This is a genomic window from Paenibacillus sp. FSL H7-0735 (assembly GCF_038008505.1).
GTDB classification, from domain to species: Bacteria; Bacillota; Bacilli; order Paenibacillales; family Paenibacillaceae; genus Paenibacillus_AQ; species Paenibacillus_AQ odorifer.
Map to the genome: position 1 here is coordinate 5796029 of NZ_JBBOZH010000001.1, position 16348 is coordinate 5812376.

General features: G+C 35.9%; 15 protein-coding genes. All 15 read right to left on the reverse strand.

All coding sequences use genetic code 11. The annotated features are described in order from the left end of the window. Positions 1 to 3 precede the first annotated feature (3 nt). Positions 4 to 831, reverse strand: a complete 828-nt coding sequence (gene ccsA / locus NSS82_RS26310) for a cytochrome c biogenesis protein CcsA (protein WP_076272787.1) — start codon at positions 829 to 831, stop codon at positions 4 to 6. A 5-nt stretch (positions 832 to 836) separates the two neighbouring features. Next, the gene (hemA, locus tag NSS82_RS26315) at positions 837 to 2234 is read right to left on the reverse strand and encodes a glutamyl-tRNA reductase (RefSeq protein ID WP_036685124.1); all 1398 of its coding nucleotides are present in this window, start codon (positions 2232 to 2234) and stop codon (positions 837 to 839) included. Between the two features lie 841 nt (positions 2235 to 3075). Next, complete coding sequence (locus tag NSS82_RS26320) at positions 3076 to 3681, reverse strand: YdcF family protein (protein ID WP_178944222.1); 606 nt, start codon at positions 3679 to 3681, stop codon at positions 3076 to 3078. Between the two features lie 42 nt (positions 3682 to 3723). Further along, positions 3724 to 4719: a dTDP-glucose 4,6-dehydratase gene (gene rfbB / locus NSS82_RS26325; protein WP_076272789.1), complete on the reverse strand. Its 996-nt coding sequence runs from the start codon at positions 4717 to 4719 to the stop codon at positions 3724 to 3726. Between the two features lie 28 nt (positions 4720 to 4747). Continuing rightward, entirely contained in the window at positions 4748 to 5308 is a 561-nt protein-coding gene (rfbC, locus tag NSS82_RS26330; protein ID WP_076129409.1) for a dTDP-4-dehydrorhamnose 3,5-epimerase, read from the reverse strand. Between the two features lie 20 nt (positions 5309 to 5328). After that, entirely contained in the window at positions 5329 to 6207 is an 879-nt protein-coding gene (gene rfbA / locus NSS82_RS26335; RefSeq protein WP_036685112.1) for a glucose-1-phosphate thymidylyltransferase RfbA, read from the reverse strand. Positions 6208 to 6249: 42 nt separating this feature from the next. Beyond that, on the reverse strand, positions 6250 to 7212 hold the full coding sequence (locus tag NSS82_RS26340) for a hypothetical protein (protein ID WP_256718534.1): 963 nt from the start codon (positions 7210 to 7212) through the stop codon (positions 6250 to 6252). 507 nt (positions 7213 to 7719) lie between these two features. After that, entirely contained in the window at positions 7720 to 8688 is a 969-nt protein-coding gene (locus NSS82_RS26345) for a glycosyltransferase family 2 protein (RefSeq protein WP_076272791.1), read from the reverse strand. Beyond that, a complete protein-coding gene (locus NSS82_RS26350; RefSeq protein WP_076272792.1) occupies positions 8681 to 9976 on the reverse strand; it encodes an O-antigen ligase family protein in 1296 nt (431 codons plus the stop codon). The genes NSS82_RS26345 and NSS82_RS26350 overlap by 8 nt, the downstream gene beginning before the upstream one ends. A gap of 38 nt (positions 9977 to 10014) precedes the next feature. Next, the gene (locus NSS82_RS26355; protein WP_076272793.1) at positions 10015 to 11094 is read right to left on the reverse strand and encodes a glycosyltransferase; all 1080 of its coding nucleotides are present in this window, start codon (positions 11092 to 11094) and stop codon (positions 10015 to 10017) included. 39 nt (positions 11095 to 11133) lie between these two features. Continuing rightward, entirely contained in the window at positions 11134 to 12108 is a 975-nt protein-coding gene (locus tag NSS82_RS26360) for an SDR family oxidoreductase (protein WP_076272794.1), read from the reverse strand. A gap of 2 nt (positions 12109 to 12110) precedes the next feature. Beyond that, complete coding sequence (locus NSS82_RS26365) at positions 12111 to 13433, reverse strand: nucleotide sugar dehydrogenase (RefSeq protein ID WP_076272795.1); 1323 nt, start codon at positions 13431 to 13433, stop codon at positions 12111 to 12113. 30 nt (positions 13434 to 13463) lie between these two features. After that, positions 13464 to 14570: a glycosyltransferase family 4 protein gene (locus tag NSS82_RS26370; protein ID WP_076272796.1), complete on the reverse strand. Its 1107-nt coding sequence runs from the start codon at positions 14568 to 14570 to the stop codon at positions 13464 to 13466. Beyond that, on the reverse strand, positions 14567 to 15676 hold the full coding sequence (locus tag NSS82_RS26375) for a DegT/DnrJ/EryC1/StrS family aminotransferase (protein WP_306031630.1): 1110 nt from the start codon (positions 15674 to 15676) through the stop codon (positions 14567 to 14569). The genes NSS82_RS26370 and NSS82_RS26375 overlap by 4 nt, the downstream gene beginning before the upstream one ends. Continuing rightward, positions 15630 to 16346, reverse strand: a complete 717-nt coding sequence (locus tag NSS82_RS26380; RefSeq protein ID WP_076272798.1) for an acetyltransferase — start codon at positions 16344 to 16346, stop codon at positions 15630 to 15632. Before NSS82_RS26380 ends, NSS82_RS26375 begins: the two co-directional genes overlap by 47 nt. Positions 16347 to 16348: the final 2 nt, after the last annotated feature.

The window sequence follows — 16348 nt, forward strand, 5'->3', positions numbered from 1 at the left end:
CCCTCACTCCCCGCTCCAACCGTGAAAATCAGACCAAGAATTCAACAGAAAATTTAAGATAATAAAAGCATATCCTAAAATCGCCCAGCGAGCCATACTTACTCCACTTTTCCGCCCGGACTTCTTAAAGATAATATAAAATATGTAAATCCCAAGACCGATAAGAGTCGTCAATACTTTTAAATCCTTCAATAAAAGCATCCGTCCCTCAGATACTATAGATAAACCAGCCACTACCAGTGATATTCCCAGCAAAGGAGTGCCCACCAAAATAGCGGTGTAAGAGTATTTATCTGTAGTCTCCAGGTTCGGCAAACGACGGATCCGGTCGCTCCATTTCTTGCTTTTGAGTCTGGTGTGCAGGAACAAGTACAATATTGCAAAAACCGTCCCTAACGTCAGTGCTGCAAAACTCATATTTGCCAAAATCACATGCATCGTCAGCCAGCCATACACCGCACTCCAAGTCTCAAGCGTATGCCCACCCGCCGTCAGCCACACCCGATTAAGCAGAAAAACACTAAACCCGGCCATACTGAGCAGCAAAATCGTAAACTCGCCTCCACGTGTAAAAGCCACCGCAAGCGAAGTCAGCACAATACTAAACGCAAACCAAAACAAGAAATCATAAGGTGTGAAAATAGGCAGGCCTTTCTCCTGAGAGAAACGAATTCCAAGTCCTGCAACTTGCAAAAGACCTACAACAACAAGAAGCCCCGTGCCTAACCGCTTCCCACCCGGACTCCTTTTAAGGCAATCCGAGAAAACAAACAGCAGGCTCAGGGCATAGACCAGCAGAGCGGCATCATATATTCCGTTCAGCAGTTGCATATTATTCACCCACCCAGCAAGCCTGCCGGAGCAAGCGCCGTCTTAGGCACAGAAAAATCAGCGCTGCCAGCCGTACGTTCTCCAGAACTAGACTCCTTAACCGAGGCAATATCTCCATCATCTGAATCGGATTTGAGCTGTTCCTGCAACGCAAAGATTTTGGAAAAATAATCAAGAGCTTCATTTCCCTGCTTACCGCCGGACAGCTCTTTAATTACATTGATCGGATCATGCATCATCTGGTTCACGATACTTTTAGTCAGACGGCGGATTACTTTCCGCTGATGCTCGTCCAGCTCGGGCAGCTTATTGAACAGACTCTCCATCGTTTCTTCATGAATCGTATTCGATTTATCCTGGAGTGCCCGGATCACCGGTCTTACCCCAAGCGTCTTGAGCCACACCTGGAACTCATCCATTTCCTCACTGATCATCACTTCGATCTTCGCAGCTTCACTTCGGCGCATTTCCAGATTGTTCTCCACAATGCCCTCCAGATCATCAATATCATACAAAAAAACATCCGGCACATTTGCCGCCGCAGGATCAATATCACGTGGTACAGCAATATCAATCATAAAAAGCGGCCGCGAAGGGCGGCGTTTCATAGCATGTGCTACCTTATCAGCCGTGAGCACATACCCATCTGCTCCTGTTGAGCTGATCACGATATCTACTTCATTTAGAGTTGTTAACGCATCTTCAATCGTACTCGGCTTACCCGAGAACTTCTCCGCCAATTCAATCGCACGCGACAGCGTACGGTTAGCGACAATCACTTCTGCCGCACCACTACTGTATAGATGCTTCACGGTAAGCTCGCTCATTTTGCCGGCGCCGAGAATCAGCACTTTTTTCCCAGTGAACATGCCAAAAATCCGCTTGCCCAGCTCCACAGCCGCATAACTGACAGATACTGCACTCTCGCCGATTGACGTTTCACTATGTGCTCTTTTGCCCAGCGTCACCGCTTGCTTGAACAACCGATTGAACCAAGTTCCAGTTACACCCTCAGCCTGAGCTGTGAGAAAAGAACTCCGCACCTGTCCCAGGATCTGCGTCTCCCCAATCACCATGGAATCCAGACCGCAGGTCACGCGGAACAAATGCGCAATCGCCTGTTCGTCTTCATAAATATACATATGCTGAGTAAATTGCTCGCTTTTCACACCAAACCATTGCTCCATAAAGCCGCGGATGAAATAACCAGCCATATGAAGGCGGTCCATCACCACATAAATTTCCGTACGGTTGCAGGTAGCTACTAAGACCCCTTCTAGCACACCCTTCGTCTTCATCAGTTGATGGAGCGCTGCCGGAAGATCACTTTCCGCAAAAGCAAACTGTTCCCGAACCTCCACGGGAGCCGTACGATAATTCAGGCCAACGACGACGATGTGCATCGATAGTTCACCATCCTAGTCTCTATAAGTTGCTGAAATCCAATTATATAAATTAATATCTTACATACCGTTCACTTTCACAACATCCCAAAACACTGTGTTAAGTATATCACACGAAAATAAGACTTTTTACAGATTTTTTGAACGCTTTATGAAATCCAGATAATAATTATTATAAATAAAAAACCGTAGGTTCGCTACGGTTAGGATGAGTTATTTTTAGCTAATTTATAAGGTTGTGGAAGTGAGAATGAAATATTATGGCCTACTAGTTCTTAAAATCGTCAAAAAGTCCGTTCTCCAAAAAAAATAAGTCACTGCTAAGTGACTTAAAACTTCTCAGGTTTCTTAACTTTTATCGACGCTACTTCTCCACACCTTTTGCAAAATGTGAAGATAACTGGTGAGCCAAAAGAGAAGGCTTTCCCAATAGGCATGACGTTAGCATATCCGTTGCTCATTTCGCCTTTAGCGAATGTAGTATTCCCACATGATTTACAAACTAAATTGTCTTGACTCATGAGATCACCTCGGAAGTTGGACAAAAATATTAATTATATAGTAGACTCTACTCTTTTTAGAAGTCGCCGATGCTTAGACCAAACTTTAACCCAAACACGATTTTCATCATCTAGATAAAAACGAATATTCACTAATTTTAAAGGCGTCCATATTTCTTTAAAATAGTAATTTGGCATTTGGCGTCTCTCCCACGAGAATAATATTGATATAGTTATAAGTATAAAACTATTAAACAATATTGTTTGTCGTAATGCGCCTTAAGCCAAGATAAGAAAAAAACTGTTTTTGTCGGATTATAGTGTGAACGTTCTACAGCAGATTAGCGAAACCAGTTCTTAATCTGATCAAGGGTACTTTTTGCCTCCGGACCATTGTAACCAAAGGTGTTGCCGATCATTTTCACATATTCGTTGAACGTTGTTTCTCTACTTTTTCGGTCACTCCACCAACGTTTAGCGTTATATCCTGATGCAGAACCCACATATGTCAGCTCGATCTCCGATTTTTTGTACATACGACCAAAAAGAAATTTCACCCTCCGCATATGAAAGTCAGAGGAAACAACAATCGCAGATTTAAAACCGTATTCTTTCATTATAGGAAGAGTGTACTCGGCATTCTGATAAGTGCTATCCGCCGCGTTCTCGGTATAAATAACGTCCTGTGGTATGCCTAAAGCTAGGGCGGTTTGGATCATATCACCCGATTTACTAGTTGACTCTTTAGCATTGGAAAGAATTATATAAGGAGCATAGCCTGCTTTATATAACTCAGCTGCCTGCTCCACACGACCTTGGCCTCCGCTTAGGACGATGATGACATCTGATTGTTTGGGAGGTTCAGATAGTGCTAAGAAGCGGCCTGCACTGAATAAACCAGTAATTAACAATAGCAAGCAAACGAAAAGGACCAATCTTTTATTCATTAAATTACCTTTTCTTTTCTTAACCGTTAAGTCGTGCATAAATCACTTATGCGATTCGTTACTAAGGATTTGTTGCCACCATTCAGCATTATCAATATACCATTGGATCGTCTGCGCAATTCCAGTCTCAAAAGTATAAGTTGGCTTCCAACCTAAATTCTCAAGTTTCGTTGGATCAATGGCGTAGCGTTTATCATGTCCTAATCTATCTGTTACAAATTCAATCAAATCTTCAGATTTCCCCAAGGTACTGATAATCGTCTTAACTACTTCAAGATTAGTTCTCTCATTATGACCACCTACATTATAAACTTCACCGCTTACTCCTTGGTGCACGACAAGGTCAATGGCCGCACAGTGATCCCAGACATGGAGCCAGTCGCGAATATTTTTCCCATCTCCATATACAGGAACCTTCTCTTCGTTTAATACTCTTGAGATGGTTAGTGGAATCAGTTTTTCAGGAAAATGATACGGGCCGTAATTATTCGAGCAGCGTGTTATGTTCATTGGTAAACCAAAGGTCTCATGATACGCACGGACTAGTAAATCAGACGCCGTTTTACTAGCACTATAAGGACTGTTAGGCTGCAAAGGTGTTTCTTCGGTAAAAAATACAGTAGGATCAAAATCGAGTTCGCCATACACTTCATCCGTAGAGACATGGAGGAATTTAGTAATGCCGAATTTTTTAGCTGCATCCAGTAGTACCTGTGTCCCCATAACATTCGTACGAACGAATATCGCAGGATCAGTAATTGAGCGATCGACATGGCTCTCCGCAGCGAAATGAACAACATAATCGAATTTTTCCAACTCAAAAAGAGACAATATTGCCTCTCGGTCAGCAATATCAGCTTGAACAAACCGATAGTTGGATTTGGACTCAATATCCTTATGCTTCGTTAGATCACCCGCATAAGTTAGCAAATCCAAATTCACAATATCATAATGCGGATATTTATCTACCATATACTGTACGAAGTTGCCTCCAATAAATCCGGCACCACCCGTAACCAGCATCTTTTGCTTACTCAATGAACGCACTCCCGATCTATTAGCTTTATTAGTTATTGTAAAAAAAATTCAAATTAGCATCTTTTAATAAAGGCGCCTTCTCATCCTTGGCAGATAATACCGGTGTAATATGAAGAGGCCATTCGATGCCAATAGAAGGATCATTCCACAGAATACCCCCATCACATTCCGGGGCATAAAGCTCATCGCACTTATACTGAACCTCTACGTCTTCTGTTAGTGTCATGAATCCATGTGCGAATCCTTTTGGGATCAGCAGTTGCTTTTTGTTCTCAGCATTCAGTTCAATGCCGAACCATTTACTATAGGTAGGACTACCTTTTCTGATATCTACGGCTACATCAAAAATAGCACCACGTGTACAACGAACCAATTTCGTCTGTGCCTTGGGATGTAATTGATAGTGCAAACCACGTAATGTTCCTTTAGTCGCAGAGTAGGATTGGTTATCTTGTACAAACTCCATATCTATTCCATGCTCTTTAAACTTAGCTCCGCTATACGTCTCCATAAACCAACCGCGGTGGTCCCCAAAAACAGCCGGTTCAACGACTAATACGCCTTGCAATAAGGTTTCTGTAATTTTCATCACTGCCACACTTTCAGTTATTAGTATTGTATTTTACCTGTAGCTACTTTCATCAAATACTGACCATACCCCGTCTTACTTAACTTCTCCCCGCAATTCCACAAGTGTTCTTTAGTAATCCATCCATTAATATATGCAATTTCCTCCGGAGCGGCGATCTTGATTCCTTGATGATCTTCAATAGTCCGAACAAAGTTAGTTGCGTCGACAAGACTTTGATGAGTTCCTGTATCTAACCAGGTGAATCCCCGACCTAGGAGTTCCACATCAAGCTCACCAAGATTTAAGTAAGCTTCATTAATGGAGGTAATCTCCAATTCTCCACGTGAAGAGACCTCAACGTTCTTAGCAATCTCAATAACTCTGTTATCATAAAAATATAGACCAGTAATTGCGTAGTTAGATTTTGGCTGTGTTGGTTTTTCTTCTACGCTTAATACTTTACCTTCTTCATTAAACTCTACCACACCGAAGCGCTCTGGATCTTGCACGTGATATCCGAACACCGTTGCTCCTTGTTGTTTAGAAGAAGCACGTTGCAACATCTTCCGCATTCCATTTCCATAGTAGATATTATCTCCAAGGATCATGGCAACTGAATCATCACCTATAAAAGATTCACCCAAAATAAAAGCCTGCGCTAAACCATCAGGACTTGGTTGAACTTTGTATTGTAATGAGATTCCAAATTGAGAACCGTCACCTAATAAACTTTCAAATCTAGGCGTGTCCTCGGGAGTTGAAATAATAAGAATTTCTTTAATACCCGCTAGCATTAATGTGGATAGTGGATAGTAGATCATTGGCTTGTCGTAAATGGGTAAAAGCTGCTTACTTGTGACCATTGTTAATGGGTATAGGCGTGTACCGCTGCCGCCTGCTAGGATAATGCCTTTCATAATGTCGTCACTCCTCTTGAATAGTTGTATATAAGTTTCATATCATATCTTTATAAAGTTTTTTACATTTTTAATTGTGCTAGAAATATCTTTTCTTTTCCTAACTAGATAAAACACATATGCCATGGCATATATTATAACTGATAACCATGAATTCAACATCCATCCAGACAACACAAATATAATGGTCATAGATAATTCTAATAGTATATCCTTATAGATTGAAATCCTTAGTATTTTAGATAATAGAATTTCAGAGAATATACATTTAAATGCTAAGAGAATTACGATGGACATTATTGCTAAGCTTAAATTTTTAAGTACTATTGTAGTTAAAATGGTAATTATAACGCTAAGTACTAGTGTTATTATATTAACTTTTAACATTAATTTTTCTTTTCTTAATGTCTTTAGATATGTATTTATCAATAGTGACGTTTTACCTTCGTAAACACACATGGGGAATACAATAGCCATGAACTTTAAACTATCTGCATACTGTGGAAGCCACGCTGTTAGAACTACCTTAAATGGATAATATATTATTAGAACACCCAACAAGCATACCATTAAAAGGGTTCTCATAGTCTTATAAATCTTTGACAGTTTCTTTTCATCAGTTCTCCGCAGAATCGGAAACATTATTATCCCGAGAGCATTAATAAATAACATCAAGAGATTAGACACACTTAATGTAAGAGATACCTTTCCAAAAGTTGACACATCCCAAGATCGTTCTATTCCAAAACGGATTACCCCTATAATAAACATGCTCGCTATAGTCGCAAACATTAACTTTATCCCAATGTTTATATTATTAGCGGTTTCTCGCCAGCTAAAGTAGAAAGTTGAAATTCTACGAAATACAATATCCCTGCAACAATACATTGCATACAATAAAGAGATTAATTTACCTATCAAGTCAGCTACTATCATTAATTTATAATTTCTTACACCAAAAACTAAAAATACAATTATGAGAAAGCAGTATAGTATTCTATCCATCGTTGTTATCTGTGCATACTCTTTAATTCTGTTTGTACCTTGTAGGATATAAAGTAACATAAATCTAAGGTTGACTAATAATAAACAAGCTGCCACCATTCTAATGATAAATACTCTGTTTACATCCAAAACGTACAAAGTTGAAATACTAATTATTACTACTCCGATTATTAATTGGAGTGAAAGTAGCATATAAAACTGCGAGAAAAACAATCGTTTATCCAGTTCATTATATTGTTTACCACTGTACCTTAGATAAATCCCATCGTTCCAACCAAAATGCAAGAAACCAACGTATGAAGAATAAAACATATAAAGTTGCCAATAGCCGTACTCGTTTATCCCTATAAGCTTTGGAATTACTAATATTACCAAAGTCGAGACGATTAAAGAAACAAAATTTGATGATAGAGTATAAGAAAAATTTTTTATGAGATTCACAACTTTATAATTCAACTCTTTGCCCTCAACATTCTATAACAAAATCATCACACTATTAACTTTAAATTACATAATGGTTATTATGGTTTTATAGAATACATTAGTTAAATGATTTTGTCCTTTTATATTGAATTTCCTCAAATGATACGTTCTTTTAAATCGATTTTTGTTCTCAACAGACAAAAAACAGTCTAAGACATCTAAACTCTCCTGATTCAACTCAGTCTTATAAATTTCAAAAAATTCTTTTGCTTGTTTAAAGCTCTTTTCCATCATATTTATATAATCATGGTAAAGTTTGTTGAAATTATTTCTTTTTAGTTTCATCATAGAATTAATAACATTAGTTTTTTTTGCACCAATACTGTTATTACTATGCTGTCTATACTTAATTAATGGTCTATCAATGAATACAATCTCACCAAAGCAACTTGCTAGTATAGCTAACCACCAATCATGCATTACTGCATTATTAGGAATATTTTTCACTAGATTTCTTAATTCATTATTTATCATCATAGTACAACCTGTGACAATATTTTGAATGACTAAATAATTAATTTTATTAAATTCGAAATTAACTTTCTGATCTAGTTTCATCGATTTACTAACCAATTCAAGATTCTCATTAACAACTTCTAAATCACTATGAACTAGAATTGGTGTACCAACACCTATCTTATTTTCAGAATCTTTCATCACCTTAAGCGAAATATCAACCTTATTCTCATCCCACACGTCATCTTGATCACAAAACATAATGTAATCAAAAGATAAATCCACTTGTACTAATAGTTCTAAGAAACTTTTACATGGTCTTAAATTGACTTCACTAGTAATTACTCTCTGAAATCTATCTGGATATTCTTTAGTGTATTTTTCTATTAAATCAACAGTTCTATCAATCGAATAATCATCTCTTATAAAACAAACCCATTTCTTATAAGATTGTTTCAATAAAGATTCCAATTGAGCCGCTAAATATTTTTCTCCATTATATGTGGACAACAATATCGCAATGTTGTCATTAAACATCTATCTCCCCTCCATTTCCATTATGATACAATTCATTCTGAGTTAATGAGTAATGATTTATAATACCTATCGGCAGTAAAAGTAACCAAACATAATCAAATTTGAGTAAATACGGATTAGTGGCATTTGCAATCAAGAATGCTGATAATCCAGTCAATATTGGTATTACAACCATTGCAGATTCATCATCTCTTCTTGCAATTTTAACTAGTTTATTTATAATATAAAACCCAGACAAAGTATAAATAAGCACTCCAATAATCCCAGTTTTAAAGAGTAAATCAACATATTGCAACTCATAAGCCCATGGCATTTCTTCTGAACGAATTACACTTGCAACCGATCCAAGCCCATTCCCAAAAATAGGTCTATTCATCCAACCGTTGATTAATGATTCAAGTTGAGATTCTCTCTCATAACCCATATCAAGATTAAATTTATCCCATAAGGAATTTATATTTATATCAATATACATATTAAAAATAGGTATAATTACTAATCCTAATAGTAAAATTATAACAGCATACTTACTTACTTTTTTTAAAAATGACTTATTATGCTTCATTATCATTAAATATAATATGAAAGATATCAAGGTTCCGATAACTATTGATAACCAAAGACCTCTTCTCCCTGATAATAAAGCAGATATCAAACCTAAAATAGTTATAATTAAAACTACGTTTTTTGATACTCTAATAGTGTTATAGAACCTTTGGTTCCAAACCAAAACGCCAGAAATACAAAAAGGAATTAAAAATATTAGAGAGTTAAGTGAATAAAGACTATATTCCATAAAACCATTATAAAAGCCTATAGATTGACCTAAATCAAAATCTATATACAAGAACTTTGGAATCACCCCTAATTCGTTTCCTATATAAGTAAATGAATATATTGAAATAAATAACAGAGAAAGTATAAATACTTTAAATAGACTAAATAGAACCTGATCGAAAAACAGCATCGAAAATAGAACTAAATATACTATCGGCCAAGCAATAAAAACCGTCGCAGAATTAATAGCTCCTGGAGCATTCAAAAAAACACCTAAGGCTATAAATAAAGAAGACGCAATTTCTACAAAAAGTACAAATAAAATCCATTTCCTTTTTATTAATATTGTTTTCCTTATTAAGGTCCAAATTAATATTTCAAAAAAAACGCATACAAGCAAAGCAATCTTTATATTATAAAGTGATGTAGGAAATGCAAGTATAAAAAAGAAAAGCAATAATCCAGGAAATAGGAATACATAATTTATTTTTTGGCTTTGGTAATGTAGCACAAATCACACTTCCCTTGAATCGATATATATGAGTAATCCTAGATTAATAAACCCAATAAAAATTCACGATTAATTTCAGAGTTAAAATCTTCCAACCATAGTTCCCTTGATAATAATGATTTCTCTTCCCAGTTCTGAAAATTTGAAACGATAGAAATTATTGCCTCACCCCAACTAGAGTTGTCATTTATTAGAATTCCATTACCTTTCTTAATTACTTCCTTATTCATACCAACATTTGAAACAACTACAGGTAAACCACACCCAATTGCTTGAACTGCTTTAAAGGCACATTTACCTAATGTAATTTCATTCTCAGGCAGAGGCATTAAACCAATATGTGAATTTAACATTTCTTTTAACGCCAATTCTCTGTTCCATTTAATATTTTCAACAATCAAGTATTTAGTTGTGGTTTTTAATTGGATATCACTAATAACTTTAAGCCTAACTATTTTATTCTCAACCTGCTTAGCCAATACTTCTAACTGAGGTATTATATTTTTTAAAAACTCGATGTTACTTTTTGTTCCTACCCAAATCAAAATAATCTCTTGTGAAAATGATTTTTTTCTTTCTTTATTTATAATATTTAAATCAATATTCTCCATCATTGCATCTGTGGTATTTAAAACAACCACTTTTGTTTCACTCATTATTTTACTCTTCAAAAAATAATTTCCTACAATAATGGTTTTGGCATAATTATTTAAAAGTACTTCTTCATATTTGGATATTTCTTTAGAATCAAAAATATTATCATCCAGGTCCCAATATACTTCACATGCATTTTTCAGTATTTTAGTTAACAACAATTTTCCTAGTGGTGGAATTATTCTGGGAAAACATTCCCTTTGAATTATTATTTTATAATCGTCTCTAATATTAGAGATTTTTATAAGAGCTTTTATTCTACGAATATATCCTGGTATTAAAGAATATATCAGCATATAAAACAAATTCACAATTCGGATTTTGTTTTTTTGTTCATAGAATAAATCCGATTCATATTCTATCAGTTCATAATCATTAAATTCAGAATGATCCAGATATTGAAATACTCTGTAAAAAGTACTTGGACGGTACTTTTTATTCCTTACAAATATGTAAGTTTTCATTTTTCCCCCAATAAGTAAAATTATTTATATACATTTTTTTCACAAGTTCTCCTTATACCAATTCACTGCCAATTCAATACCAGAATTAAAATCATACTCCGGATTATATCCTAAAAGATCTTTCGCTTTAGATATATCAGCATTCGAGTGCTTAACATCACCAGCCCGGTCTGGCCCGAATTTAGGTTGGATATCTTTTTCTAACAATTCAGATAGCTTATTATACAAATCTACCAAGAACACTCTACCACCAAAAGCAATATTATAAACCTCGCCAGCAGCCTCCTTAGGAGCAAGCATCCCTTTTAAGTTTGCTTCTATTACATTTTCGATATAAGTAAAATCTCTTGACTGTCCTCCATCACCATTTATAGTAGAAATCTCATTATTCAATAGTGCTTTTACAAATTTAGGAATGACAGCAGCATAATAACCGTGTGGATCTTGTCTTCTACCAAAGACATTAAAATATCTAAACCCTACTGTTTCTAGACCATATATCTGAGTGTACAGTCTTCCATATTCTTCACCAACTTTTTTAGTGAGTGCATAAGGAGACAATACCTTACCTACCCTATCTTCCACCTTAGGAAGATTTGGTTCATCACCATAAACTGAGGAACTAGATGCATAAACAAATTTCTTTGCTTTATTTTGTCTTGCTGCTTCCATCATATTTAGTGTACCCTTTATGTTAATTTCCTCATAAAGAAGCGGCATTTCAATACTCCTTGGTACACTTCCCCATGACGCTTGGTGTGTAATAAAATCAATACCCTTGCATGCTTGCATACAAGTATCCAAATCTCTAATATCCCCTTCTAAAAGTTCAAATAAGGGGTTTTCTAAGAAAGGAGCTATATTCTCTCTCTTTCCTGTAGAGAAATTGTCTAGACATCTTACAAAGTATCCCATATCTAAAATAGCTTCACATAAATTAGAACCTATAAATCCAGCTCCACCAGTAACTAAAAATCTACTACCTATAGGAAACTCCAAATTTTTATATCCCATTTTTATAATCTCCAATATCGGTAATTTAAGTTTTCTGTTTCTCTTCGATCTAGTACTGCCTTTACATCGATAATTATTTTTTTGTTATTGTCTACCTTTTTAAATAGTTTATCAAAATCATTTAAATTCATATCCAAAAACTGTTTATGTGATACCGCTATAATAATTGCATCCATATTATTTATATCTCTAATATCCGTGAATTTTATCCCATATTCTCGTTCTGCTTCTAAACTATCTGCAACTGGGTCATAAATAACCGGATTTATTTTGTATTCTTTTAATTCATTGACTATATCAATAACCTTGCTGTTTCTTGTATCAGGACAATCTTCCTTAAATGTAAAACCTAATATCGCAACCTTTGCATCATGTATGGACAAATCTGCTGTAATAAGGTTTTTAACAACGTTCTCGGCAACATACTTACCCATTCCATCATTTATTCTTCTCCCAGATAATATGATCTGTGAATGATAACCCACTTCTTCTGCTTTATAAGTCAAATAGTATGGATCCACGCCAATACAGTGGCCCCCTACTAATCCAGGACTAAAATTCAAAAAATTCCACTTGGTTCCTGCTGCCTTTAAAACAGCTTCCGTATCAATCCCTAGTTTATTAAATATTATTGATAGCTCATTCATAAAGGCTATGTTGATATCTCTTTGTGAATTTTCGATTACTTTTGCTGCTTCAGCAACTTTGATACTTTCCGCTTTGTACACTCCTGCTTCTATAACCATGCTGTATACATTTGAGATTTCTTCTAATGAATTCCCATCCATCCCTGCGACTACTTTTACAATTGTTTCAAGCCTATGTAATTTATCTCCTGGATTAATTCTCTCTGGGGAATAGCCAACTTTAAAATCAACACCACACTTTAAATTGGAAGTTTCCTCTAATATTGGTACACATATATCCTCCGTTACACCTGGATATACAGTAGATTCAAAAACGACAATTGAGCCCTTGATAAGGTTTCTCCCCAACGTTCTACTAGCAGAGATAAGTGGTGTTAGATCAGGAGTTTTATCCTTATTTATAGGTGTAGGTACTGCCACTATGTGGAACTTTGCATTTTTCAAGTATCTTTCTTCCCATGTGAAAAATGCTGATGTTTTGGCTATTTCTTCATTTCCTACCTCTTTGGTTACGTCGATTCCTTGTATGTACTCCTCTACCTTACTACGTGAAATATCAAACCCTATAACATCTGCTACTTTAGCAAAAGCTATGGCGAGCGGCATACCTACGTAACCAAGCCCAATAATCGATATTTTTTCTTCCTTGCTTCTAATACCCTCGTATAGTGAAGTCATATAAGTCCTCCAAATAATTTTATAAATCGGTCAAGATTCCAGTCCTAAATGTTTTATTATACTATCATTTACTTTATTTACATCGTACTTCTGTCTACATATATTAAGGCTTTCCTTTGCTTTGCTCTTCAGATCATTTTGATTCTCTATCAAATAAATCATTGAATTAGCAAGACTTTCGACATCTTTAACAGGAACCAGAAAGCCATTTAAACCATCAACTACTGTTTCACGACAACCAGGAGCGTTCGTTGTTATAATCGCTCTTCCCATTGCCATTGCCTCCAACACCGTTCTAGGAGTTCCCTCTCTATAAGAGGGGAGGACAAATACAGATGATTGCTCAAGAAATGGTCTAACATCCTTAGTTTCACCAAGATAATTAACAATGTTAGAAACTATATATGGTTGTATGTCATCATAAGCTAACGCATTAGGATTCACATCAAATGGTCCAACTAAAGAAAATTCAACTTTAGGATAAGTTTTTTTCACTATTTCAGCAGCTTTTAAGTATTCTATTACACCTTTGTCTTTAATAATTCTACAAATCATTAAGAATGATATATTTTTAGGTAATGGTACAGGATGAAAATGAGATAAGTTCACGCCTGAGCCATTAATTAGTGCTGTTTTCCTACTACTAACAAGTTTACCAGATACAAATTCGTTTAAATCATCTGGATTTTGAAATAAAACCTTATCGCAACTTTTCAATGCGCTCCGATATAAAAATTTACTTATAGTCTTAACGATAAAAGCTTTAAAACCTCTAGCTATAAAAACATAGCCTAGACCAGTTAGCATTGAATAAATTTTCCCCACACCTGCTACACGCGCTGCGATAGAACCAAATATAACCGGTTTAATAGTGTAACTAAAAACTACATCCGGTTTTTCTCTCTTAATTAATTTATAAATTTCCTTTATAAGAACAATATCATTTAATGGATTAGTTCCAGTTCTTACAATTGGAAGTTGTACAAATCGGGCTCCTAGTTGCTCTATTTCTGCTTCAAATCCAGTTTCGGGCCCTACACCAACTACTTCATGTCCATTTTTCACAATCGCTTTTATTAAGTCTCCCCTAAAATTAATTAGCGATGGTGTATAACCAGCAATTATTAAAACTTTCATTTAATAAGTACAGAATCGAAAACTTCACTCAATATATTCGCAACTCTTCTAATATCATCTTGAGACATCCCAGTTCCTGAAGGGAGACAGATACCTGTTTCAAAGAGACTTTGAGATACATCTTCAGTATGTCTAAAATAATGATAATTTTGAAATAGAGGTTGTAGGTGCATTGGCTTCCAAACAGACCGGACTTCTATGTTGTTTTTTTCAAATTCATCTAAAATAACTTCTCTAATGCTAGGGTGCTTGGAAAAAATAGTGAACACCGACAACCAATAATTTGGTTCACCTGCATCATCTATAGGCATAAATGCAATCGGTAAGCTTTTCATTAATTGGTTATATTCTAAATTTATAGATTTCCGATTCCTTATAAAGCTATCTAGAGCTTCCAACTGCCCCCGCCCGATTCCCGCACAAATATTGGACATTCTATAGTTATAGCCAACTTCTTTATGCTCATAATACCTTGAAGCTTCTTTTGACTGAGTAGCCCAAAAACGCATTTTCTTTATAGCCTCTTCGTCATTGGAAACAACCATGCCACCACCTGAGGTAGTAATAATCTTGTTACCATTAAATGAAAAAATACCAATATGACCAAATGAACCACATTTTTTCCTTTTGTACGTTGCCCCTAGCGCTTCAGCTGCGTCCTCTATAACTGGAACATCATACTTTTCACATATCGGAAGTAGCAAATCATAATCAGCACTCTGACCATATAAATCAACTATAATAACTGCCTTAGGCATTTTATTTTCTTTTTTAGCCCACTCAAACGCTTTCTCTAAAGCAATAGGGGACATATTCCAAGTTTCTGGTTCAGAGTCAATAAAAACTGGATTAGCATATTGATATAGAATAGGGTTACAGCTTCCTGCAAAGGTTAGGTCTGAGCAAAACACATAATCTCCTGGACCGACACCAAAATATTTCAGTGCTAAATGAATACCTGCTGTGCCAGAAGATAAAGCCAATCCATGATCTACGCCTACGTACTCGCATAATTCTTCTTCAAATTTATCAACATTTGTACCCAGGGGAGCTATCCAGTTAGTATCGAACGCTTCTTGTATGTACTTCATTTCGTTCCCACTCATATGAGGCGGGGATAAAAAAATCCTTTCCGACATCGCTTTTCATCTCCAAGTTTTTCTTTATTTTTGCAGGCACTCCTGCCACCATTACATTGTCCGGTATATCCTTTATTACTATGGTTCCAGCAGCTACAATTACATTAAATCCGATAGTTACATTATTTAGCACTTTAGAACCTACACCCAACCAACTACAGCTTTTTACATGAACAGTTCCACAAACATTAACACCTGGAGAGATGTGTACCCCATTTTCTAATATACAATCATGGTCTATGGAAGAAGAAGTATTTAGAATACAACCTTTACCAACTTTAGTACTAGCATTTACTACTACTCCAGCCATAATGACACTGCCTCTTTCTATCTGGCTGAATCTGCTTATTGTACTAGATGGATGAATGATACTCGGAATTTCATAGCCTGCACGTTCAAGTCTTTCCAGCCATATCATTCTTGTCACATTATTTCCTATGGCTACAAACGCTGCTGAATAATCTTCTCTATGATCCATATAACTTTCAAATCCACCCAATACAGCTTTCCCCAATACATCATTAAGCTCTTTATTATTATCTAGGAAGGCTATTTCATCCCAATTGCCAGTACTCAATGCCGCATCAGCAACAACCTTGCCATGCCCACCTGCTCCCAAAATCAATAACTTAGACACCC